The organism is Moraxella sp. CTOTU47579 (assembly GCF_032004885.1).
GTDB classification, from domain to species: domain Bacteria; phylum Pseudomonadota; class Gammaproteobacteria; order Pseudomonadales; family Moraxellaceae; genus Faucicola; species Faucicola tetraodonis.
The window spans coordinates 38,827-63,676 of sequence record NZ_DALZOJ010000009.1 but is presented as its reverse complement, the minus strand read 5'-3'; the positions used below and the strand labels follow the sequence as shown (position 1 = coordinate 63,676).

General features: G+C 43.7%; 15 protein-coding genes. 8 read left to right on the top strand and 7 right to left on the bottom strand.

Translation table 11 applies throughout. The features are described from left to right. Positions 1-10: 10 nt before the first annotated feature. The 4 genes from RTP55_RS07965 (at position 11) to RTP55_RS07950 (ending at position 4,590) form a co-directional block, all read left to right on the top strand. On the top strand, positions 11-1,684 hold the full coding sequence (locus RTP55_RS07965) for an NAD(P)/FAD-dependent oxidoreductase (RefSeq protein ID WP_312385435.1): 1,674 nt from the start codon (positions 11-13) through the stop codon (positions 1,682-1,684). A gap of 6 nt (positions 1,685-1,690) precedes the next feature. Next, complete coding sequence (locus RTP55_RS07960; protein ID WP_007115312.1) at positions 1,691-2,617, top strand: DUF1365 domain-containing protein; 927 nt, start codon at positions 1,691-1,693, stop codon at positions 2,615-2,617. Positions 2,618-2,646: 29 nt separating this feature from the next. After that, entirely contained in the window at positions 2,647-4,107 is a 1,461-nt protein-coding gene (locus tag RTP55_RS07955) for a class I SAM-dependent methyltransferase (protein WP_312385433.1), read from the top strand. A gap of 66 nt (positions 4,108-4,173) precedes the next feature. Next, positions 4,174-4,590 carry a DUF2177 family protein gene (locus RTP55_RS07950; RefSeq protein WP_312385430.1) on the top strand — a complete coding sequence of 139 codons (417 nt, stop codon included), beginning with the start codon at positions 4,174-4,176 and terminating at the stop codon, positions 4,588-4,590. A 64-nt stretch (positions 4,591-4,654) separates the two neighbouring features. Here the strand turns inward: RTP55_RS07950 and RTP55_RS07945 are convergent, their stop codons facing one another. The 3 genes from RTP55_RS07945 to RTP55_RS07935 all read right to left on the bottom strand — a co-directional run bounded on the left by RTP55_RS07945 (position 4,655) and on the right by RTP55_RS07935 (position 7,106). Further along, positions 4,655-5,386: an SDR family NAD(P)-dependent oxidoreductase gene (locus RTP55_RS07945; RefSeq protein ID WP_312385429.1), complete on the bottom strand. Its 732-nt coding sequence runs from the start codon at positions 5,384-5,386 to the stop codon at positions 4,655-4,657. Between the two features lie 3 nt (positions 5,387-5,389). Continuing rightward, positions 5,390-6,433, bottom strand: a complete 1,044-nt coding sequence (locus RTP55_RS07940) for an NAD(P)/FAD-dependent oxidoreductase (protein ID WP_312385428.1) — start codon at positions 6,431-6,433, stop codon at positions 5,390-5,392. Positions 6,434-6,590: 157 nt separating this feature from the next. Beyond that, the gene (locus RTP55_RS07935; protein ID WP_083710815.1) at positions 6,591-7,106 is read right to left on the bottom strand and encodes a fasciclin domain-containing protein; all 516 of its coding nucleotides are present in this window, start codon (positions 7,104-7,106) and stop codon (positions 6,591-6,593) included. Positions 7,107-7,369: 263 nt separating this feature from the next. Here RTP55_RS07935 and RTP55_RS07930 point away from each other — a divergent pair, with 263 nt between their 5' ends. After that, positions 7,370-8,815: an FAD-dependent monooxygenase gene (locus tag RTP55_RS07930; protein WP_312385424.1), complete on the top strand. Its 1,446-nt coding sequence runs from the start codon at positions 7,370-7,372 to the stop codon at positions 8,813-8,815. Between the two features lie 99 nt (positions 8,816-8,914). On the opposite strand, the gene RTP55_RS07925 is transcribed toward RTP55_RS07930, so the two are convergent. Continuing rightward, positions 8,915-10,579, bottom strand: a complete 1,665-nt coding sequence (locus RTP55_RS07925; protein WP_095355397.1) for a fatty acid--CoA ligase — start codon at positions 10,577-10,579, stop codon at positions 8,915-8,917. Positions 10,580-10,838: 259 nt separating this feature from the next. Between RTP55_RS07925 and RTP55_RS07920 the strand changes: the two genes are divergently transcribed. The 3 genes from RTP55_RS07920 to RTP55_RS07910 all read left to right on the top strand — a co-directional run bounded on the left by RTP55_RS07920 (position 10,839) and on the right by RTP55_RS07910 (position 13,348). Beyond that, on the top strand, positions 10,839-12,026 hold the full coding sequence (locus tag RTP55_RS07920; RefSeq protein ID WP_312114321.1) for a cupin domain-containing protein: 1,188 nt from the start codon (positions 10,839-10,841) through the stop codon (positions 12,024-12,026). 12 nt (positions 12,027-12,038) lie between these two features. Next, positions 12,039-12,710: a hypothetical protein gene (locus RTP55_RS07915; RefSeq protein WP_312114319.1), complete on the top strand. Its 672-nt coding sequence runs from the start codon at positions 12,039-12,041 to the stop codon at positions 12,708-12,710. Between the two features lie 80 nt (positions 12,711-12,790). Further along, positions 12,791-13,348 (top strand): hypoxanthine-guanine phosphoribosyltransferase, encoded by a 558-nt coding sequence (locus RTP55_RS07910; RefSeq protein WP_007115322.1) that lies wholly within the window; start codon positions 12,791-12,793, stop codon positions 13,346-13,348. A gap of 102 nt (positions 13,349-13,450) precedes the next feature. Here RTP55_RS07910 and recD read toward each other — a convergent pair whose 3' ends face one another. Genes recD through RTP55_RS07895 form a run of 3 tightly spaced genes read right to left on the bottom strand, consistent with a single transcriptional unit; the run spans position 13,451 to position 24,560 of the window. Continuing rightward, positions 13,451-15,412 carry an exodeoxyribonuclease V subunit alpha gene (gene recD / locus RTP55_RS07905; RefSeq protein ID WP_312385420.1) on the bottom strand — a complete coding sequence of 654 codons (1,962 nt, stop codon included), beginning with the start codon at positions 15,410-15,412 and terminating at the stop codon, positions 13,451-13,453. Between the two features lie 30 nt (positions 15,413-15,442). Further along, a complete protein-coding gene (locus tag RTP55_RS07900) occupies positions 15,443-19,954 on the bottom strand; it encodes a UvrD-helicase domain-containing protein (RefSeq protein ID WP_312385419.1) in 4,512 nt (1,503 codons plus the stop codon). A 25-nt stretch (positions 19,955-19,979) separates the two neighbouring features. Further along, a complete protein-coding gene (locus RTP55_RS07895) occupies positions 19,980-24,560 on the bottom strand; it encodes an exodeoxyribonuclease V subunit gamma (protein WP_312385417.1) in 4,581 nt (1,526 codons plus the stop codon). Positions 24,561-24,850: the final 290 nt, after the last annotated feature.

Below are 24,850 nucleotides of genomic sequence, written 5' to 3'. Positions count from 1 at the left end.
ATATCCGCACATGGCAGTGTTTACAAAAAAATCCCCGCACTCTACTCATACAGTCCCCAAGACTGTGGTGGCTAATCCTATAGCAGCCAAGCCTACTAAGCCAAATAGCACCCCACCAAAGATTGCCATTATTGGCAGTGGGGTATCAGGGCTAACGTGTGCGTATTATCTCAAAGACAGTCATGCAGTGACGATGTTTGAAAGCAATGATTATTTAGGCGGGCATGTCAATACGCTGGATGTCACTGTTACCGAGCGCTCAGCTTTTAAAAATCCGTTTAGATCATCAACGGAAAAAGTCGCCATCGATACAGGGTTTATTGTATTTAATGAGCGTACTTACCCCAATTTTATTCGCCTGCTTGATGAACTCAACGTGCCATTTCAAAAAGCTGAGATGAGTTTTTCGGTTAAAAATACTTATATTAATTTTGAATACAATGGTCACACTTTAAACACTCTGTTTTCTCAGCGTCGCCATGTGCTAAGCCCTCGATTTTGGCAATTTGTTCAGCAGATTTTACGCTTTAATCGCGAGACCAAATCACTATTAGCAAATTTTCGCCAAGCCGATAAAATGCAGCAAGCAGCTTTAAGCCAGCAAACACTTGGGGACTATTTAGACAGTCATGACTATGGCGAGTTGTTTAAAACCAATTACTTGGTGCCGATGGTATCTGCGATATGGTCGATGGGAATGGATGACGCCAAGCGTTTCCCCCTACTCTTTTTTGCCCAGTTTTTTGATAATCATGGTCTGCTAGATGTGGTCAATCGCCCACAGTGGTTTACCTTGGTGGGCGGCTCGAAGCAATACGTCAATGCCTTAATCACTCGGCTCGCTGCAGCAGGTACAAGCCTGTATATCAATACCCCAGTGCAATCGGTCACGCGTGGCAAGCATGGCGTTAGCATTGAATTTATTCATCAAGGTAAGCGTCAAACCCAAGTGTTTGATGAGGTTGTATTTGCTTGCCATGCCGATGTAGCAAAACGTCTACTAGCTGATATCACTGAGACAGAATCGGCTATTTTAGGGGCTTTTGAGTATACAGATAACGAAGCGGTTTTGCATACTGACACCCAAGTTCTACCCAAAAAACCGCTGGCTTGGGCAAGTTGGAATTACGCGATAGATAAACCCACCGCGCGCGTGGCTGACCAAAAACCCATATTGACGTATCACATGAATATCCTTGAGCGATTGACGGCAAAACATAACTATTTGGTGACGCTTAACACGCCGATTAATGAGGCGCATGTTATCAAACGTGTGGATTATCGCCACCCTGTATATGACAACAAAATGACCGAGGCCCAAAAACGCTGGCATGAAATTTCAGCGAAGCGGCATACCCATTTTTGTGGTGCTTATTGGTTTAATGGGTTTCATGAAGATGGGGTAAAAAGTGGCTTACGGGTATGCCAAAGTTTGGGGGTGGATATCGACATTTTGGTCACTACCAATACCACAGCTGCCTCAACCGCTGCACAAATCAAACGGCTGTCTAAGCCCAGTAATAAGCCCAGCAAACCGTCGGCAAAATTTACCGTATCAAAGTTACCAAGCCACGCTGACAAAAAACTCTCAGTAGTGCAACGACGGCAAGTAACCGCCACGACCAACCATGCGTTTTGCCAAAACCTAGCGCATGATGGTGTGTGCAACACCCCTCAAAGGTAAATCATCATGACATTTGCCCATCAAATCCTGCAAGGTATGACTTGGCATGCCAGACAACTCCCTACCCCTCATGAATTTCATTACCCCTATCGGTTTTGGGCGGTCAATTTAACCCAGCTAGCGGACAATCCATTACCTAATGTAAATATGAGCGCCAGTCATGTGCCAACATGGTTGCCCAAATGGCTGAAAAAATCGCTGCAACAATCATTGACTCTCCCTCTGCTATCGCAGCACCATTGGGCGCTTTATCAATTCCATCAAGCAGATTATTTTGCTATCAATCGATTAGACCCCTCTTTGGACAACTGTCTAACCGCTTCAGTAGGACAACCTGCGCCATCGGCTAGTTTATTGGTCAAAGCCCAACAAACTTGGCAGCAATTGACTGGCAGTCAGCCGACTGGCGAGGTGGTGGCTTTGGTCGTGTTACGTAATATGGGTTGGTATTTTAGCCCAGTTAATTTTTATATTGGCTTTGATGAGAACCACCAGCCAAGCCATTTTTTGGCAGAAGTCTCTAACACCCCTTGGAACAAACGCCATTACTATGGTTTTTTACTCGCAGGTGAAAAGACCTTGTACCAACATGACAAAGGTTTTCATGTATCGCCTTTTAATCCCATCAATCAGCAATATCATTGGCGTGTTGAGATTCACCCTAAACGCTATGCATCGGCAAATGACAATCCCGAGCAAAATGGCTTTGATGTTGTGATTGATATTGGACTGACAGATAGCCGCGGCAAAGTGTTTAATGCAGGCGTGAGTCTAAAAGGCGTTCAATTGGACGAGGCTTCGGTGATAACGGCAATTAAGCGCCGACCCTGGATGAGTGCCACATCATTACTGCAAATTTACTGGCAGGCTTTTAAATTATACGTGCTAAAACGTGTACCTTATCAAGCTTATAACCAACGTTTACCCCAGTAATTTACTGAAATTTTTTATGGGAATTGACTATGACACCGTCTTCTTTAGAGGCTAAAAACACTGCAATCTCTCACCCGTCAAATGGTAACGAGACCTTGGTGAAACGCCGTCAATCCGATTTAGCCAAGCGGCGCTCGTTTACGGACTATCTACCCTACCCAATTGTTGACCATCTGCTCACGCCTGTTCAACAAAGTGCGGCAAAAGCAGCGCGGCAAATAATATTTTTATTGCTATCAAAGCTCAAACAGGGTCATCTAACCGTGATTGAAACCTTTCATCAGTCTAACAATGTAGCGACTAAGGCAGCGACTCATAAAACCTTTGGTGTTAGGGTGATGGATACTGAGCCTCTAACACAGTCACCAGTGACCGATACACAACGAACACTAGGGGAACAAATTGGCAATCATCCTCTAGCAGTGACACTCACCATTCATTCACCGCAGGTGTATCAACACCTATTAACAGGCGGCTCGATTGCTTTTGCTGATGATTATATTGATGGTTTGTGGAAAGCCGATGATTTAACAGCATTTTTACGCTTGATTGCCCGCAATTTGACCCTCATCAATACCATAGAAGCCAAATTTGCCAATTTGACCAAACGCTGGGAACACCGCCAACACCGCAATCGGCATAATGATAAAAACAATGCCAAATCCAATATTTTAGCCCATTATGATATTGGCAATGCGATGTATGCATTATTTTTGGATGAGCGCATGATGTATTCATCGGCAATTTATCCGACACCCTCATCAAGCTTGGCGGCAGCACAAACCCACAAGTTGGCAAAAATTTGTGAATTAGCTGAGTTAACAGCTGACGATCATGTCATTGAAATCGGCACGGGCTGGGGTGGGTTTGCTATTTATGCCGCGACCAAATATGGCTGCCGCGTCACCACCACAACTATCTCAGACGCGCAGTATGAAGAAGCCAAACGGCGCATTGCAGCTGCCAATCTAACCGACAAAATCACCCTGCTAAAACAAGACTATCGTGAGCTTACCGGCAAGTATGACAAGCTGGTCAGTATTGAGATGATTGAAGCGGTCGGTCATGAATATCTGCCAGATTTTTTTGCCCAATGTAATCGATTGCTCAAAGATAATGGGCTGATGGTATTACAAGCGATTACCTTTAATGATCGGGGTTATCAAAAATATTTGCATAGTGTGGATTTTATCCAAACCCATGTTTTCCCCGGCGGGTGTTTATTGTCTAACAGTGAAATTCTCAGCCAAGCTCGTGACCATACCGATATGCAAGTAACGTCATTGGTTGATTATGGCTATGATTATGCGCGTACCTTGATTGATTGGCGTTATAATTTTATGCAGGCGCTATCGCAGCTCAAGGCACTTGGCTATGACGATGCGTTTATGCGTTTGTGGCATTTTTATTTTGCGTACTGTGAAGCAGGATTTTTGGAAAAAACCATTGGCGTGGTGCAAGTACGCCTTGAAAAGGCCCAGTACCGTTAACCCAATAACCCAATTTGCGCGGTAACGGGTTCAGGACAATTAATAACAGGACACAAGGATTTAGCAATGGCACCATTAAACTATCTGTGGGTATATCTGATCGCCGTCATGGTATTTTTGGGTATTGATGCCATATGGCTTAAAACCATGACCCAACGCTTTTATGCACCGCCCATTGGACATTTACTCAGTGAATCACCCAATATGACGGCAGCAGGCGTGTTTTATCTATTTTATGTTTTTGCGCTTTGTGTGGTGGTCATCTACCCGCAGCTAAAAGCTCACGCATCATTGGCAGTACTGGCAGGATATGGGGTAGTCATTGGGCTGATGGCATATGGAACGTATGATTTTACAAGCTTAGCATTACTTAAAGGTTATGATAAAACTGCGGCACTGGTTGATTTTATTTGGGGCGGCTTGGTCACAGGATTAACTTGCGTGATTGTGGGCGTCATCTACAAAAACTGGTTGGTGGATTAGCCTTAAGCTAGGTACGCAGCTACAACCCTAATACAAGGCTAAGGCACAACTTCAAAGGGAAATTTTAAGGCAAAATTTCTTTGCCATCCCAAGCCCAAATTTTGCCCGAGTCTTTAGGCGTGAGCTGATGCAAAACCTTAAGTAAACTTTTTGCTGAGAATGCTGCGGTAAATAATTTACCTTCTGCCACATTTTTTTGAAATGGTTTGGATAACTCACTGTCTACTGTGCCAGGGTGCAAAGCAACAATAATCACGTTGGGGTTTTTTCGTTGCAGTTCGATGCTTAAGTTTTTAATGCCCATATGTAAACTTGCTTTTGCCATCCGGTAACCATACCACCCGCCCAAGCGATTATCCGAAATACTCCCTACCCGTGCCGACAATACGGCAAATAGCGACTGCGAGGATTTGTTTAAGGCAGGCAAGGCGTATTTGGCAATCATCATCGGTAATACCGCATTGATGTGGAAATATTGATGCAGCTGATCGGCTGTGATATCACGCAGCGATTTTTCAGGTGTGATGTGTTGAGTCTCGAGTTTAGAGTTATGTAATAATCCAATCGTCACAATAACACTGTCCAATGCTTGAGTGCTACTTATCGCTTTGATAAGCGCGGCGATAGCTAATTCATCATCAAAATCAAGCTGATGAGGGACAATATGGGGGTGGCTAAATGCCGGGGGTTTTCTGGCAATGGCATGAATGGTGGCATTTGGATAGGCGATAGCTAAACAATTACAAAATGCCTTTCCAATCGCGCCAGAAGCACCAAATATGGCGATATGTTGCATACGCTACTCGCTTTTTAGTAATTCAATCATCGCTTTTGCCAGTTTTTGACCGCTTAAGTAGGCAGACTCGACATCACCCTTAAGTAGCCAGTCCCCACAAACACCGATGTTTTGCTCGCTATCTAGTAGATAGCCTAACTGGTGGTCACCTGATTGGGAGTTAACCGCTTCGCCTGTGGCATAGCGCCAGTGGTGTATGTCTTTGTGTGCTGCAGTCGATAAATCGATACCCAATAGTTGACTCGCCGCTTGTGTCAAATGGCTGATACAGGCAGTTTTATCTTCCTCAATATGTCTATTCGTCCATGCTGGGGTACTATGAACCACAAGGCTATAACCGCCTTTGCGATGGGGTTTTGCACTATTGACGATAATTTTATCGATATCCTCACTCTCGATTTTGGCATACTCATAGTCTAAAGCCAGTGGCGTATCAAATCCCAGCATCAGCACACTACAAGGCATAAGCGCATATTTATTCAACACTTTGGTATGTAGCGATGTTTGAGCAAAGCTTTTTGCTTGTTCTACAGGCATTGCCGAAATAATCCAATCAAACTGACCCAATGTCTCACCCTTGTCACTTAACAACTCCCAACTATTAAAAATCGGATGATGATCAATGATCGAGGCTACTCTGGTATTGCGCTGCACAGTTAAGCCACTGGCGAGATGTTTACCAATGGCATTCATGGCGGGTATACCCACATAGTAGTCAGAATAACAGTCAGAGACTTTGGGCACGGAGTGTGATTTGGTAGATACAGTAGATACAAAGGAATTATCGGGGGTAGCTTGGTCAACTGCCCATACTGCAATCACCCCTTCAGCGAGTAATTGATTGACAAAACTTTGAAAATCGTCGTCACTGGCAGTAAACGCGGCAACACCATGATCAAAATAAAATGGTTCGGCACGGCGCGTTGCCAGTCGCCCACCGATGCCACGGGATTTTTCAAAAATCACTACGTCGTGCCCTGCTTGTTGTAACGCTTTACCACAAGTTAACCCTGCCAATCCTGCACCGATAATGGCAATCCGTTTCATAGTTTTACCCGCTCTATACGATTTTTGAAAGTTAAAAAAATAGCGATGACTCGTATCACCGCTATGCCATCAGACCAATAAATTGTTGGCTACTATAACTAAAGATAACTATGGATCAAGACAACAATTTATGGCCGATAACTTTATCTATGATAACTTATCTTTTTGGCAATATGACACGGTCAATCACATGTACCACACCATTGCTCGCTTTGATATCTGTGGTGACAATGTTGGCAACACGTCCATTGGCGTCTTGTAATTTACCATTTGAAGTCACCATGACGTTTTGACCTTGTAAGGTTTTAACCATACCTGGCTTGACATCTTTTGCCATCACTGTGGCTGGCAGCACATGATAAGTTAACACAGATTGCAGTAACGGTTTGTTTGCAAACAATTGCGCTTTGGTCATACCGAGCTCAGCAAGTAGATTGGCAAACGCAGCATTGGTCGGCGCAAATACGGTGATGTTTTTAGTGGTCGCGACGGTGTCGGCTAAACCTGCGGCTACCACCGCTTCAACTAATATTGAAAAATCTGGATTTGATTTTGCTACATCAACAATGTTAGCTGCGTGCATCGGTGCATGAGCGGTATGGGTTGGCGTCGTGGCACAACCGGCTAATAACGTGGTAGAAATCGCCGCTGCTAGGAAGGCTTGTTTTAACATACTTATTTTCCTTATTTAATTATGATTGTTGGATAAAATACAGGTCAGCTTTTTAAGCTACCTTAACTTTAACTGATAATATTGGAATTTTCAATATATTTTTATACTAAAAAGTATAAAAAATACTACTTATTTTAATATATACTATTAGGTAAAATTTATTAACAACAAAAGCGACAATTGCTGCATAAATGTCACAGTAACTAGATTATTTTCCGCTACAATTTATTTCTTAACTTTGGGCAACGCATAAGGGCAAAATTATGTACGTTAATTCAAGTACGCAATCACCGACTGTAGCAGTGATTGGTGGTGGTTCAGCAGGTTCTACGATTGCTATACGGCTGGCGATGGCGGGCATCCATGTGCATTTGATTGAAAAAAATGCCAGCCTTATCAACGCCCCGCCCATGTGTCATCTGCATGCAGGTGGCAATTTGTACCGCGAAATCAGTGATGAAGATTGCCGCATGTTGATGCGCCAATGTATTGACATTGCCAAGTTGTATCCAGAGAGTATTGATGTGCGCCCCACCCTCATCACGGTGCCAAAACGCGATAAAAACACCGCCACTGACTTACTGCCACGTCTTGATATGTTAACGGCTTACTATCAATCATTGGTTGATGCTGACCCTAGCAACCACGTGTTGGGCAATGTCGAAGATTATTACCGAGTGTATGACAAACAGCAAATTCAACAGCTAATTCAATTAGAAGCTAAAGACATTCCGAGCACCACAGATGAGTGGGTTGTGGCGGCTCTTAAAGTAATGGATTTGGAAAAACTGCAATACCCCATCATTGCAGTGCAAGAATTTGGCTGGAATATTTTTAGACTCTCTGCCAGTGCTTTTTTACAATTGCAGCGCCTACAGCGCGCTCAAGTACATCTAAATGCCCAAGTTGATGATTTAAAACGTCATATGGATGGCTGGCAAGTGTCATTTACCGATGAAAATGGCGAGGTGCAGCGTATCTATGCCGATTTTGTGGTCAATGCTTGCGGTTTTAGAACCGGTATTATTGATGACAAAGCAGGCGTGCATATCAAACGCATGGTAGAATTTAAAGCTTCTTATATCAGTGAATGGCGTGATTATAAGGGGCGTTTGCCTGAGATTATTTTTCATGGTGAGCGTGGCACGCCCAATGGCATGGCGCAGTTTACCCCTTATCCTGACGGGTTTTTTCAGCTACATGGCATGACCGAAAACATCACTTTATTTAATGATGGTTTGACCAAAGCCACCCAAGAAAGCAGCCAACCGCCTATTAATCCACAATATCTAAATTATATTGAAAACGGCTGGGAGCCAAACGCCCTAAAACAACGCACCCAAAACGCCATAGATTATGTCAGTGAATTTGTGCCAAGTTTTCGAACTGCACAAGCGGGAGATAATGCGCTATATGGTGGGCAGCAAGTACCGAGTGATGATATTACCGTGCGCGTCGCAGATTTACAGGTGTTTGCCAAGCTGCGTTATGCGGTGGCAGAAAATGTGAAAGCCAATTCTACCCTAGATGTGGCGGATAAAGTCATGGATGCGCTAGTTGACGCTAATTTGATAGAGAAATCTGCTTGCAAACGTCCTAACTGGCACAAAATTGATGTCAATGAGGTCAATATAGTGGCAAACGATATTGCCAAAGCCCGACATTACCCGTTATCAATGGCAAAGGTCAATCAACGGTTAATGGTTTGATGGATTGCTTGATTATTTGATTGGTTGGGTAATAAAAAAGGTAGAAAAAATTCTACCTTTTTTACTTTCTTTTTTACTTTGTCATGATTAAGTAACAGTCTAAGCAAATAACCCTTGGGCATATTGATCGCGGATGACTTTTTTGTCAATTTTACCCACGCTGGTTTTTGGCAATTCCGTGATGAATTTCACATCCTGCGGAATACCGTATTTTGGCAAATGACCGCGCTCATACGCTTGTTGCGCAATCGCGATGATGTCTTCAGCTTTGGTGTCTTGATAATCGGGTTTGAGCACAATCAACGCCATCGGACGCTCACCCCAGCGCGCATCAGGAATCGCAATCACAGCAATGTCGGCAACGCTTGGGTGTAATGACATGATGGTTTCTACTTCAAGCGAAGATATCCATTCGCCCCCCGATTTGATGACATCTTTTAGTCGGTCGGTGATTTTGACATTGCCTTTTGCGTCCATCCAACCGATGTCTTGGGTGTGCAGATAACCGCCCTCCCACAGCTCGTTGCCTGCGTCCTGATTTTTGTAGTAACTTTGCGTCAACCAAGGTGAACGTACCACGATTTCGCCTGTGGATGTGCCATCGTTTGGCATACGTTTGCCATTGTGCCAGATTTGCAAATCGACCAATGGCACCGGCGAGCCAGACAAGCAGCGATGCTCAATTTGTTGTTCTTCGCTCATGTCTTGGAATGTTTCATCAAAGTTGACAATGCTGATAATAGGACAAGTCTCTGACATGCCATAGCCGGTACAAACTTCGATGCCGCTGGCTACAGCCATTTTGGCAAGCCCTTGATTGAGTTTAGAGCCGCCGATGACCATTTTTAAGCCGTTGAATTTTTCTTGGCGGCTGTTGATTTCACCCAGTAGCATTTGCAAAATCGTTGGTACGCCATGCGTGGTGGTGACATTGTGTTTTTTTACCAAGTCAACCATAGTAGAAGGCACATAGCGACCCGGATAGATTTGCTCCAGTCCTAGCATGGTTGCGACAAAAGGGAAACCCCAAGCATGGACATGGAACATAGGCGTCATTGGCATATAGACATCTGAGTAGCGCAGCCCTTGACCTTCGATATTAAGTGCATTGGCAACGGCAACGACGAGCGTATGCATGACGATTTGACGATGGCTAAAAAATACGCCTTTGGGGTTGCCTGTTGTGCCGCTGGTATAGAAGGTTGTGGCAATGGTGTTTTCATCAAAATCTTCAAACTCGTACTCATCGCTGGCTTGCGCTAGCATGGTTTCGTATTCGCCTTGGGCGTATGGGGCCATTGGCGTGTTGTTATCATCCAACCAAATCACATGCTCGACCGATGGCGCATCTTGGGTATGGCTTTTGATCATCGGTGAAAATTCTGAATTTAGCAGTAGTGCTTTTGGTTTGGCATGATTGATGGTATATAGCACTTTGTCTTCTGACAAACGCACATTGACGGTTTGCAAGATATAGCCACACATCGGAATGGCAAAATAACATTCCAAATAACGGTGTGTATCCCAATCCATGACTGCAACCACATCGCCTTTTTGTAGGTTTAAGCCTTTTAAGACATTGGCTAAGCGATTGACACGTTTGAAAAACTCATGATAGGTGTAGCTGGTTTTGTCGGCATAATGGATTTTTTTGTCGCCAGAGACCACTTTGGCGCGAGACAATAAATTTTTGATAAGCAAGGGAAAACCATAAGCTTGGTCTGCTTGTAGGTAGTTTTCGTGTTGATTTAAAATAGCTGTCATAGAACATTCCTTTGTTGTGGTATAACCAACGAGTCAATCAAATATTGCTCGTCTAACTTTCCTGTGAGTACTTCCTTGTGAGTATTGACTATATACGAGCGCTATAACCAATACAACAAAAAATATGAAACTTTCCAGTTCAATATGTTTCATATTTTTACGCTTTTTTTACACTTTGGTGAAAAAAATTTTATTATGGGGTTTTGATAGACTGCCTTTGCTATAATGCGCGTTACATATTCCCACTGAATGAAAAAATATGACCCAGCACTTTTGTTTGCCTAGTGATATCAGCCCCGAACAATTTTTGAGCGAGTATTGGCAAAAAAAACCACTCCTAATCAAGCAGGGCTTGCCGCAATTGGTTGGTATGTTTGAGCCAGACGATATCATCGGACTTGCCCAAGATGAAGACGCCACTGCCCGACTCATCAGCGAAAATAACCAGCAATGGTCACTTAAAACCAGCCCTCTTACCGCTAAAGACTTTCAAAAGCTGCCAAAACATTGGACGGTGCTAGTGCAAAATATGGAACAATGGTCGCCAGCGCTTGGCAACCTATGGCATGCGTTTGATTTTATTCCACAGTGGCAACGTGATGACATCATGGTGTCGTATGCGCCATCAGGTGGCAGCGTTGGCAAGCATTACGACAATTACGATGTCTTTTTGGCGCAAGGGTACGGCAAACGTCATTGGCAATTGGGCAAGTATTGCGACCAAACAACCCAATTTGAAGCAGGGCAACCGATTCGTTTGATGAATGAGATGGGCGAGCTGATATTTGATGAGGTGCTTGAGCCAGGCGATGTGCTGTATGTACCGACCAATCTCTCCCATTACGGGGTGGCCGTTGAGGATTGTTTGACTTTTTCGTTTGGATTTAGGCGCCCTACCCCATTACAACTGCTCGATAGTTTGGCGGATGTGGCTACCCATTTTGATGATTTAGCCATTCCCCTCAAAATCAACCAACCTTCTGCAGTTGCAGGCGAGCTGTCGATAGCCAGCGTTCACGATATCAAAGCGCAGCTGATTGCGCTGCTAAACTCTGAACTTGGCGATGAAATAATGACTCAAGCGATTAGCGAAACGGTAAGCAAACGTCAATATGAGCTGATGCTGCCTGACACGTATGCCGATATTGATGAAATACAAAGCGCCTTGGCAGCGGGTGCTGTCATCATGCAAGACATGTCTAGCCGTATTGTATTTACCCAAACTGAAGCCGACTCAAAAACTCAAGCAAAAATTTATGTCAATGGCTGTGCCATTGACGCGGACGATATACCCGCTAACGCGCAATCACTCCTCATTCGGCTCGCCAATGGCAAATCCGTCGATGAGCAAATTTTGCAAGCAGCCGATGTCGAAACTGATATAATTTGTGATTGGATAGAAAATGGCTGGGTAGTGATTGATTACCCTGAAGAAATCATTGGATAACGAAAAAATATTATGAGCTATTATTTTGGGTTTACCCCTTCCGCAGAATTGAGCGCTACCATTGATAAGGCATATGAGCTGATTGCTAGCAAAAGCAGCGAACGTTATGACGTTTATCGCGATAAAATCACCCAGTTGACCAGTAAAGAGCTGATGGATGCGCTACTGATTAAATTAATCGAATCGCTACCGGATGATTCAGAACGAAAAGCGCATTTGATTAAAACCGCAGAAACCATTGAAGCGACTAGCGACAAACTGATTAACACACTGCTAAGCCCTACAAAAAATGAAGATGTGTTACCTAGCTTTGATTTTTTTGACCAAAAAGTGTTAAAAAACACCCAACTGGGTGAACGTCGTATCTCAGTGCCACTCACTGACGAGCTAGCAAAGAGTTTACTGGCTACCATAGAAAATGTCCAAGCAGGTAAAGGGCTTGAAGAGCAGCAAAATTTGATTCGGTTATTTAGCGAACTAACCAGAGCCTGTTTGCAGCATTTTTTGGTCGATTTTACCAAAACGCTCAATTTAAATATGCTTAAACGTGCGGCAATTCCAGTGACTGACGGCATCATCGTCAAAGTAATTGACATTGCCCTACACCGTTTAATCCCACAAATGCCGCAAGAATCGCTGGAGCGTTTTACCAAACATTACCAAGCGTTAATATTTAACAATTAGGTATTGCTAACCGTTATTATTCAATTAGATAAAACTGCGTTACAATAGCCCACTTATTTTTTTAAATTAATAGGTCCACCATGAATCAACTTAGCAATCAGCAAATCGAAGAAGCGCTACGCAATTCTGAATGTCTTATCAGTAGTTTTGAAGTGAGTAGTGCTTACGAGCGTTTGGCAGCCAGTGTCAACCTGCACTATGCAGGTCAAAACCCCATTGTGATGGTGGTGATGAATGGCGGGTTGATTCCAGCAGGTCAATTGCTTACCCAGTTTACTTTTTATCATCGTATGTACTATATCCATGCGACTCGCTATCGCAACAACCAAGGCACCAATGAACTTGAATGGAAATTCAAACCTGAAATTGATTTGGCGGGTGAAGATATTTTATTGATTGATGATATCTTTGATGAAGGCATTACCCTAAAAGCGGTGGTGGACGAGCTGGCAAAAGAAAATCCAAAATCTATCCGCACTTGTGTGCTACTCAATAAACTCCATGACCGAAAAGTACAAGAGTTTAAAGTTGATTTTGTGGGTCTCGATGTGGCGGATCGCTATGTGTATGGCTGCGGTATGGACTATCACGGGTATCTACGCCATATGCCAGGGATTTATGCGTTAAAAAATGTGTAAAACTGCTTGTCATAAATAAAAAGGTATCGCATGATACCTTTTTTTATAGCGTATTTTTTTAGAAGATATCTTTTTATGATGTCGGTTTTTATGACCTATCTTTTATGGCGTGTTGTTAAGATGATCAAATTGTAGTTGCAACCCAGTTTGTCGCACCGCTTTTTGCGTCACCGCTAACTCAAAATTCTCTTTAGCGCTATATATGGATAAGGCGGATTTACTGCGCGTCACCGCTGTATAAATCAGCGCTTGGCTTAGTAGCCTTGTATGCGCTTTATCAATACAAATGGCGACCGTGTGAAATTCTGAGCCTTGTGACTTATGAATGGTCATCGCATACGCATAGTCGCAACTTTCACGGCTTAATCGCTGAATGGGTATCACTTTTTCTGCAAAACACGCGTATAACTGCCCTTGGTACAACAGACAAATCGCAATATCGCCATTGAATAACCCCAACTGATAATCATTGTTTTGGATGATAATCGGTAAACCGTGATAAAAGTAAGCTTTGGTTCGAGTGATTTTAGAAAACTCGGTAAAAGCCAGGCTCATCTGTTGGTTGATTGATTGGGTGCCCAATTGTCCTTGATGACCTGCACACAGAATGCGATACCTATCAAATACCTCAAACAGCCCTTTTCGATTATTCGCTTCAAAAATATTGACAGGCTTGCTGTACCATTGCTGCATAAGCGCAAAAAATGGATGATAAGGTTTCGCTAATTGGTTGAAAACAGCAGGCAGACTCGAAGACGCATCAATTGGGTAAAAAGGAATATTGGCTGTTTGCTGTTTTTTACCAGCCAAGTCTGGTGGATTCTCACTTTGAGATGACTTAATTGATTGTAAATCAACGGTTTGCAATAATTGATGAATTAACTTTAATTTTTTAGGTGCAGGCAAATTTTGCTGAATAGCGAGAGCAAACTGACCGACAACTGAATTTGAATCAAAGCGTTTTGACTCGGTCAATTCCGTGATATAAGGCTGCAAACGCGTCACCGCGCACAAATCTGATAGAACCGACCCCGCATCTACCGCAGCCAGCTGGTTTGCATCACCCAACAAAATCAGCCGACCCGTGGGTTTGATAGCATCAACCAACTGACTGGCAAGCTCAAGCCCTAACATGGACGCTTCATCTACAATAATCAAATCATCGGGTAATGGGTTTTTGGCGTGATAGCGTGGTATGCCATCACTACCAATACCTAACAGCCGATGTAATGTTTTTGCATTGTCCAAAGTGATTTCTTCATCTTGCAAGCTTTTTTGCAAGCTTATACGTAATGATTCTTGCATACGCTGCGCCGCTTTCCCTGTTGGTGCAGTCAAGGTGATAGATAAAGGTGGTAAATTAGGGTCCTGTTTTCTTTTATGCTCGTGCTCCTTTTGCAGCGTGGTTACCAGCTTAGCCACGGTAAAAGTTTTACCAGTACCAGGCCCACCGATAATAATACTCAGCGCGTGTTGGCTTGATTTTTCGATGGCGAGCTGCTGCATCGCATTGGGCGCTAAACCATTATCGATGTCTTGTGATGCAGATATACCATTGAACCCCGCCACTTTTCTATGGGCAATTTTCATCAACTGCTTGGCTAACGATTGTTCTGCATACCATTGCCGATGCAGCCAAATAATATAGTTAACTTGCGTTTCACCAATTCCATTAACTGTTTGGACGAGTTTTTGAAGAATGATAGGTGTATTGGTGTTATGGTTGTATAACTCATCATCTTTCGCCTCTATTACGCTTGCCCAGTTATCGTCCGTCAACGCTGCAATGAGTGATTTTTCATCTTCATTGTTGACCGTCATCTTATACACGGTATGACCTTCTGACAGTTGTTCATTGATTTGGTCAAAAATTTGTAAGATTTTCGGTTTTTCTTTAGCTTTTGTACTTTTATTTTGATTTTCTTTGCTTAGGCTATTTTTATTGGACTTTGTATTAGTTAGCTGTGATTTTTGCTGCTTGCGGTATTGAATAAAATTGGCTAATTGGGTTAATTTGGCAGTTTCTTCAATTGTAGCGGTTGGCTCAGTCGTGTTTGTTTTCATAATAAATTCTTTATGCGTAATCGTTAAATTTTAATTGCCGTTGGGATAGCCGAACATATCATCGAGTGCCAAGATAAAGGCACTATCAAACTGTTTTACTAGCTTGCCACGGGTAGCATGCTTGGGTGACATACCGCGTAAAAAGGCATATTCGACCGCACCCAAATGGGTATTGATATCATAATTGGGTAGTCGCAGCTTGAGATAGCGATGCAGCGCTACTTGGTAGATGCTTGCTTGCAACCAATAACTATGCGTGGTCATCGCGTCATATAATGCCGCTGGGTTATAACTGTCGAAATCACTGCCAAGATAATTGCTTTTATAATCGACGATAAAAAACTGTGTGCCGTGCTGATACACCAAGTCAATCTCCCCTTTGAGATACTGCCAAACCATGGTGTTGACTTCTTGGCTCTGCAATTGCAGTGGGATATCAAATTGATGAAACAACGCGTTTAAGTCGCTAAATGACAAATGCTGGTTTAAGCGTAAATTAAACCCTAATTCAGCAACTTTTTGGTTGTATTTGATATTGACCAGCGGCACTGTTGAAGCGGCTAACGGCGTATGAATGATGTCATCTAGCCAATCCACCAACGCGATATAATCAGGCTGCAAAGCATCAATGTTGATATCATGCCAGTTGCCATACTGCCCTGCACTACTCTCTTTTGTAGAAAAATAATTGCTCGGCATTTGATAGCGTCTTAATGTGCGATCCACCATGACTGACCAGCGTTTTAACTTGTCTGCTCTGGCATCTTGCTGTGGTACAGCCAACTCAGGGGTTTCATTGTAGTTATTGGCAATATCTTCTAAGATACTATGTAAAAAAGTCCCCGGGTTTGTGCCTTTTTCAAAGTTAAATCTAATTGAGTTGACCTCGTTACTTGGCTCCCCCGATAGCCTGTTATTGGCGATAGGCAATAAACGGGTTTGCGCCGCTGACAAAATATCATCATCTTGCCTGTCTTCGGCATTGACCACTGTGTCAACGCTGGCATGGTCAATATAACGAGACAATGCGGTAAAACTGGTATTCGCCCATCCCTTAAAGGTATCGATGGTGATGACTTTGATGATTTCATCGTAATCAATCTTAGCGACCGTAGCGTTTTGCTCATTTTGCCTATTTGTTTTGGGTGTGAATTTTAGCTTTGAGTCAAAATATTTGCTTAGGCTATTTGAATCTATGATATGGGTTGTTTCAGTCAATGTTTCTTTGATAGCAAATTTTGCCAAATCGTCCATAAAAGGCGCCAAAGCAGAATTTTTCACTGCAGATTTTTTGGCGACAGTCACAAGATACACTTGTTCTTTTGCACGGGTAAGGGCAACGTACAATAATCGCAATCGTTCCTCGTAGGCAGATTGGTCTTCAATGGCGACATAATTGATTGAATCAATTGAGTTATTATCGGCTATTTGGGTGGGTAACGCGGTCAATCGCCGGCTTAACAGCGGGTTATTATTGTTTTGAGTCAATTTTTGAGTGAATTGGGGGGTTGCTTGATGGGTGGTTTGTATACCATACAGATATAACGGCGCACCACGAAACTTGGCTTTACTCTCCCCGGTAAATCCAACCACAAACACTATCGGAAACTCCAAGCCTTTAGACGCGTGAACGGTCATCAGTTGCACCCCTTCATCAGATGGCAAACGCTGCTGCGTTGACCAATCTTCTTTTGGCTGCTGTTGCACTTGGGCGCAGAACCACTCAAACAGTTGATGCTCGCCTACCTGTCCATTGAACTGGTCGCTGATAATATCTAACAACTGGCGCAAATCGATGAGCAATCGCTCGCCATTTGGATGTTTGGCGAGGCGCTGCCAAAAATTGAGTGTGGTTTGGCTGGGTAAAGTAAGGGGTTGATTGAGCAGCCACTGTATAGCGACCAAAAAACTGTGTTTTTGCCACAATTCGCTGGCGGTCAATACCAACTGCTGAATCTCAGCCAAACTGGTGTTTGTTGACGCTTGATGAGCTTGATGAGGCTGAGCTTGTCCTTGCGCCGCTTGGGCGTTAGTTTGATTAAGCGCATCATACAACTGGTTGATTTGTTCAAGGGTCAGCTGAAAAAAACTAGACAACATTAAGGATTTTAACTTTGATTCGCTAAATGGCGTTAACAGCACGCTTTGCAAGGTCATCAAATCAACACTCATGCTATCGCCAAAGACACTTTGACTACCACCTCTGACCGTCGCAATCCCATGATGATGTAAGCGTTTCTCGATGGTATGAAGTTCACTGTTTTTGACTGCCAACACACAAATATCGCTCAGCGTCAAGCCACGAGTTTGGTAGCTTAATGGCTTGCCATCATCAAATAAGTCAAAAATTTGCGCGGCAATGGCATCGGCATAATCCACCGTTTTTTCATCACTTGGTGAGATGGTTTCATTTGAGGAGTTAGTATCATTTGATGTGCTGTCATTCTCGGCTACTGCCACCACTTGCTGACTATAGGGCGCTTTATATTCGATAGCAATATGATTAAACGCAGGTAAGCTGGCAGCTTCATTGTCTACCGCATTACCGATAACCAGCTCTGCGGTTTGGCGCGTGGCAGAGATTTTACGATAATAAATTTCACGCCCCATAAAATATGGCTGTTGATTGACATTGGGCAGCTGATTGGCTACATTTGGGTCAATATCCTGCTCGCCAACGCCATACCAGTGATTGAGGCTATCAATCAGCGCGGCTGATGAACGATGGTTTTGGCTCAGTGACTTGGGTTGTTCCGGAAATAATTTTTTTAGCGTGGTGTAGTTTTGTACGTCCCCGCCGCGAAATCCATAAATTGCCTGTTTGGGATCCCCTACCAACAGCAAAAACTGTGAAGGTGCGTGATATTTTCCCCCATTTGATTTTTCTGCTTTGTCTGCTGTATCGGGCTCAAAGTCTTGTAAATAAACCCTTTGAATGAGTAACGCTTGTTCGGTGTTGATATCCTGCGATTCATCAATTAAGGCGATGGGATACTGATGGCGAATATAACGCGCTAACGATTGACCTTTTTTGCCGGATAACGCATCGTTTAACCGCGCCAATTGTAACGCAAAGGTAGTTAGCCGCTGTGATTCTAGTCGTTTTGGTAAGCGGGTACGCACATAACGGCTGATAAACTGGGTAAAGTAAAAATTTACTTGTTTAAAGTAGTCTTGCAAGGCTTGCGTTTGTTGGATGAGCTGCCAAATGTTGTCCACGATATCAAAGGATTTAAATGCGGCGCTTTGCTGTTCTTTTTTGCTATTAAAGCCTTTATCGTTGGCGTATAAATCTTCAATGCCTTCTAGCACCTTGACTATATTGCCAACTTTATACATAGCAAAGACATTGGTAATGTCACCCGTGCTGAGTAAATTTTGCAGATTTTTAATTTCATTAAAGTGTTTATGAAGTTTATTGCCAGCACTAAACCCTTGCGCTTTACGAAAGTCACTATCAAAATAAGCCTCAAACTCACTATCATTATCATCTGCAATCGACTGCATCAGTGCCTTGATAGTAGTGGTATCAAACGCTGTCAATGGTACAGTATCGATGTCAGCGGTATAAAAATTTAGCGCGCGATTGACCGCCTCGTAGTAATCATCAACCGGTAAAAACACGTTATTGTCAAACATCATCGGGTACAATTCAGGCATATTGGCATTGACCTGCGCCATAAATGCCCTAATTTGGTCGTGAATCATACCCTTGATGATGCCGCTGACATCATTACTGATTTGCACCTCTGCAGAAAACCCCGTTTCGCTACTGTATTCTCTTAGCCACTTCTGACATAAACTATCGAGTGTACTAACAAATAGGCGATCAAGCTGGTTGAGCGCCAATGTGGTGCGCTGCAGTGCGATACGAAAATTGACAGTGTTTTTGGCAGGTTTATGGGTGCTGTTTTCACTATCATCGGCGGTTGGCTTTAGGGTGTTTAAGCTTGCTCTCGGGCTTACTTTTGGGCTTGCTGCAGCGGTTACATCTACCGGCAAACCAAAGATTTGTTTGGCGACCCACTCGATTAAGTGTTGATTGATAGGATCTTGGTACTTACCCAGTAAATTTTTTTGTGTCGCAAGCGCTTGCACCTGCGCAATAAAATGTGCATATTTTTGCACAGCGATAGCTTTGCTGCTATCCAAATCGCTGTCGTTTAACGGTGTAAATGTAGAATGATTAATCATTTGCAGCAATTGATAAAAATCTTGCAAACGCTCACGAATCCGCTGGCGCATTTCGGCGGCGGCACTTCGCGTAAAGGTCGTGGCGATAATTTTTTCACACGGCTGCCCCGCTTGCACGATTAATCGCAACATCACGCCAGTCAGCGTCCATGTTTTGCCTGTGCCTGCTGAGGCTTCAATCAAATGGCGCCCTGTCAATGGCAACGTGACAGCAGGAGGTAGTAAAGGTTCAGCGTCTTCTTTAATGCGTGCTTTGTCGATGTTTATTTGAGTGTTTGTTTCGATGTTTGCCTCGATATTTGTTTCACTACTTACTTTTATGCTTGGGGTATGAATATCGTGTTTCATAAGATTTCTTCGATAAAAATGCGTGTCATGCTTCAATGAGTTGGTGCAATTCTTTGACCATAGATAACATAGGTTCATAAATCAGCGCGCCCAACGTCTGGGCAAACCCAATAACCACCGATGGTTTATAATCACCGATTAAATGCTGCCAAATCGGGTAGTCAAACTGGTTGACATCGACAAAATTAAAATTACTGTCTTTTAGCCAATCACCTAGATGCTGGCTGGCTGGTGCCTCTGGCTGCTTTTGTTGTTTTTGTAAAAATGACAGGCAAAAAGCAGGCGGTACAATGGTTACGACGCTATCGATGAGTTGATACACCATCACAATATCCTGCAAATAACCACAGGCTTGCTCACAAGGGATGGCAGGTAAATACACGGTTTTTTTATTGCTAAACTGCCACAGCGAAAAGCCATCATTCAGCTGTGCTTGTTGAGCCGTGGTGCGGCGCAGTACTTGCCAACATAAATGATGCAACCAAAATTGTAACAGGTATTTTTCTTTGCCAGAGGTTGGCAAATAATTTAACCAATAGCTGGGATTGGCAGCTGCGGCAACCTTATTTTCAATTGATTGATACGGTTTATATAATGGCAAGTTGGCAGTGATGACCCAGCTTTCTTTACTGTCCATCAGTCCTGCTTGTTTATCCAGCGCCAAGGCACTGATGGCGATTCGCTGCTCTTCACAGGGGGTTAACGCGGTTGCCACCCATTGGATGACCTCGTCCGTATTTTGTACATCTAATGCCCCAAATTTATCTGAATAAAAATTCCCTAACAACTTTGCCTCAGTAGCCTCGAGCTGTTGGCTGATGGTTTTTAAGTGATGAACAAATTCCTGCAAATCTTTTTTGAGTTGTTGCTGATTTTGCTGCAACGATTGGTAGCGGTTCACCCCGGCTGGTAATAACTCATTGATAGCGATGTTGATTGACTCTTGAACCATTGGCTTTTGTGCGTTTGCTGCCAGTTTCATCTCGTTTTGATGGCTATTATGGGTATTATCGCCCTTATCGGACAAGGCTTGTGCAAAAAAAGCGTCTAACAAAGATTTACGCAACAACCAGCCATCTAACGCATCCAAGGTTAACGATTCAAACTCGTTATCATTGTCATTTCTATCATTGCCAACGCTATCATTGTCACCTTGGGCAGGGATAGCAATATTTTGTGCCTTTACAAAGGCTTTGGCAGGATCGGCTAGGTTGCCAACGATTTTGCTCAAGTTGACATAATGCTGCTGCGACTGTTCAGGCAGGTCGGACAAACGCTGTTTTAGTTGTTGCCACTGCGATAGCCAGTCGGTTAGTTGCTTTGTATCCCAAACTTGCACGATTGGCTGAGTGGACGTAGCGTCTTTATCTTGCAGCGCTGTATAAAGATTATGCCAGATTTTGGCAGGTGGGTACAGGGCAGTTTTTGATAGCTTGATTTGCTGGTTTAGAGTAGCTGTGGTTTGTTGTAAATCAGCGGATACCCCCTCGTCATTAATTTGCTCGGGACTTTGAATACCTTTATCTTTATGCTCGCTCTTTTGCTCGTTTTTTTGCTCAGTTTGCGGCAATTCAAAATAACTTTTATCAAATGGCAAGGCGGCATGATGGGTGACCAAATAGGCTTTTACCCATTGTTCAAAGTTGGCTGATTGGGGATTTGGAGAATTATTGCTTAGGCTATTTTGGTCGTTATTGGGGTCAATGATTACGTCATCACTCGCCATTCGGTTTTGCAAAAAGTCGAGTAATTCCTGTACGGGACTGGCAGGTAAATGCTCGTGGGTATCTGTGGTACTTTTACCATTATAAAATATCCAGCACGCTTGCTTGGCGCACAATAGCGCATCCAAAAACGCGCCTAAATCGTCATCTTCTCGAAATCTGTCACCGCGAATGGGCAATCCTGCCTGCATCAGATTATAACGGTTTTGCTGCTCTTGCTTTGGAAACTCAGACAAATTTAAATTCAGCATCACCACCAATTTATACGGCAGGCTACGCACTGAACCGATACGGGCAAAGGTAATCACGCCTGACGGCTCGGCACTCACTTGCTGATTGATAATTGATTGGGCGATGTTTTCGAGTACAAAAGTGAGTTTAAGGGGCAAATTCTCGGTGTCAATTTGCTGCAATGGCTCGGTAGGCGGGTTGCGATTTCTTGCGGTTTTGCTTGTTACCGTAGCGAGGTATTTGCTATTGGCTTCGATATTTTCTTTTAGGTCATTTTGTGCGGCAAAAATCGCGCGCCACGCATTGGTTTGATTAAATAAGCTAAATTTTTGTTGAATGAGCTTTTCTATTTGACTTAGCCAGTCAGGCAAGGTTTTGACGTCATTGCCTAGGTGACGATTGTCATCCAACGTTTGATAAATATCACACAGCACAGCGACGATGTCGGCATCTGCCATGGTCAAGTTTGTCAGTGGTACAAATTTCTCTACCATGCCAAAGCTATTGGTATACTCGCCAAAACTGACCACCGTGGCTTTGGGCATCATCACGCCAGCGACCAAGCGCTCAAGCGCATACGCAAAGGTGTAGCGATAGTCATCATCGGCAGCACTTAAGGTTTGCTGCAAATGCAGCTCGTCAAACCCGCGAATAAATCCCGCCTGAGTCAACAAGTCACAAGCACGGGTCATCTGCTCCAAATTAAGCCCAAAGCTTTCATATAGCGGCGCTAGCATCAACCAATCAAATACTTCGCTACGCTGAAACCGAGCGCCCGCACGATTGAGCAGCGTGTAGTACCCTGTAATCGCTTGCCAAAGCAGGTTGATATCTTTTGCCACCACGCCTGTCACTTTGGCGGGCAACTGATAGCCATCACCGCCCACATGTTTGGGGAACGTGGCTTCGATGATGTTTTGGTGCGTTTCGATATCGGGCAATAATACCAAAATATCTGATAACGCCCGTCTATCCCAAGGATCGGTGGGAATCTGCGCTGGCGTGGCTTGCATGTCGCTATAATTTAGCCACCCGATAATCATACTGCGTAGCACTTCAAGCTGGCGCACCATGCTATGACAGACATGAATGGCAATACTGGTATCAAGTGGTTTGGGTCGCCATTTTTCTACGTTTTCAAGTTGCTTGTTGGATTCTTGCTTGAGTTTGTCTTTGATGGCTTTGTATAAACCAAGCGTGGATTCGATATCTTTAAGCCCATTACTTTGAATATTGGCAAGCTGCTGCTGTAAAAGCTGGGTTTGCTGCGCGAGGTTTTGGCGGCTATCTTCACTCGCTGCTTTTGCGGCTTTTGTTTCATCGCCTTTCACCAGTTTAAGCATGTCATTGATTTTGGCGGTGGTTGCGACTTCTTCTAGCATTAAGATGTCATGTTGGATAAATTCCAGTAACGTATTGGGCGGCGTGTTATCAAAGTCATCTTGCCATAGCACATGTTCATATTCATTACCCGATAAGCTTGCCAGCATGGCAAACACTTCACGCGATTGTTTGCCAAACCGTGACAACAAAGTATGACCATAATCCTTTAGATACCAAGCGTCATGCTTGCTGGCATCGTCTTCCATTTGCATCTGCATAAGCCAGTTTTTATCGACGATATCTGCCCAAAATTGCTCTGACGGGTTAAAGTGTAAAATCGTGACATCGGTTAGCATCCCTAAGCGTTGTAAGTCCAGTAACTCTGTCGGCGGCAACTGCTGCAAAGTAAATAAAAAGATGTGCTTTGGTAATTTGCTACGGCTGATGTTGCGGATACGGCTCTCTGAATGGTTTAATGCCTGCCAAAACTGCTGATGCAACTGCTCGCGAAACCGGTAATCATCATCAAACAGCTGCCGCCATAAAAATCGCTGCGCGGCTTCTAGCTGTTCGTAGTGCTCAACGAGCCAGTCAGGCGTCTCGATGACATTGGACGCATCCCGCCCGTTTAAGCGGTTATGCAGCGCATCTTTTTTGGCAATCATGTCACTCACCGCCACAGGCTTGTCTTGCCCCCAATTACTGAGCCATTGCGGACGATAGGTCATATAGCGATTGAGCATATTTGCCATATCGCTGGCTAGCTGCCAGATGCGCTGATCTTGGGTTTGCAACTCAGCAGATTGGCTAATCACGTCATTAGACAGTAGCGATTGGTTATTTGCCCAACTTAAACTGTCAACGGTGGCGGGTGTATCAGGTGCAAAACCAGTCGTATTTGGGCTATCCGCTTCTTTGTCCTCAACCAGCGGCGATAAAAATGGATAAAGCGGATGCTGCGGCTGCTCCACAATGGCTTGTCGGTACTGGGTTAAATAGCCAAATATTTGCCACTGCATGACGTTTTTGGATAGCATTGCCACTTCTGGCACGTCTAATATATCGTCGTCTTCCGAGATGCGCGCATAGGTTCTTAAAACCCGCTGCATCAGTCCCAAAAAATAGCGACCCCAAAATTCAGTAGTCACTAAGGTGCTGATGCCTGCCTTATCTGCGACTTGTTTTTTTAACCACTCCCCCATGACTTTAGATGGCACAATCACCTGAAAAGGCTCAAAAATTGAGCTTTGATAATTGGGATTTTTGTAGGCGTTTAACAGATGGTCAAATAGCTTATCGACTTTATTGCTTTGTACAATCGTTAGCATGCAGTAAATACTCAAGAATTTTTATAGATAGTAAGTGAGTCGCTCAAAAAATTATACAGCAAAAAAAACACCTCACCATCACCGCTCAATGAAAAAATCACCCGAATTGCCACAGTCGCGACAGCCAGTGTCGCCAGCAGTCTGTAAATCTCCCTAACTCACTTACCTGTCATGCATTACAAAGTATGCAATCCAACGCAAGTAATATACAGCTAGCAAAGTGATAAACTTATTCTTACGTCACTCATGAGTATATTTTTGGTTACGTTTCACTCTTAAGTGTTGTAAGC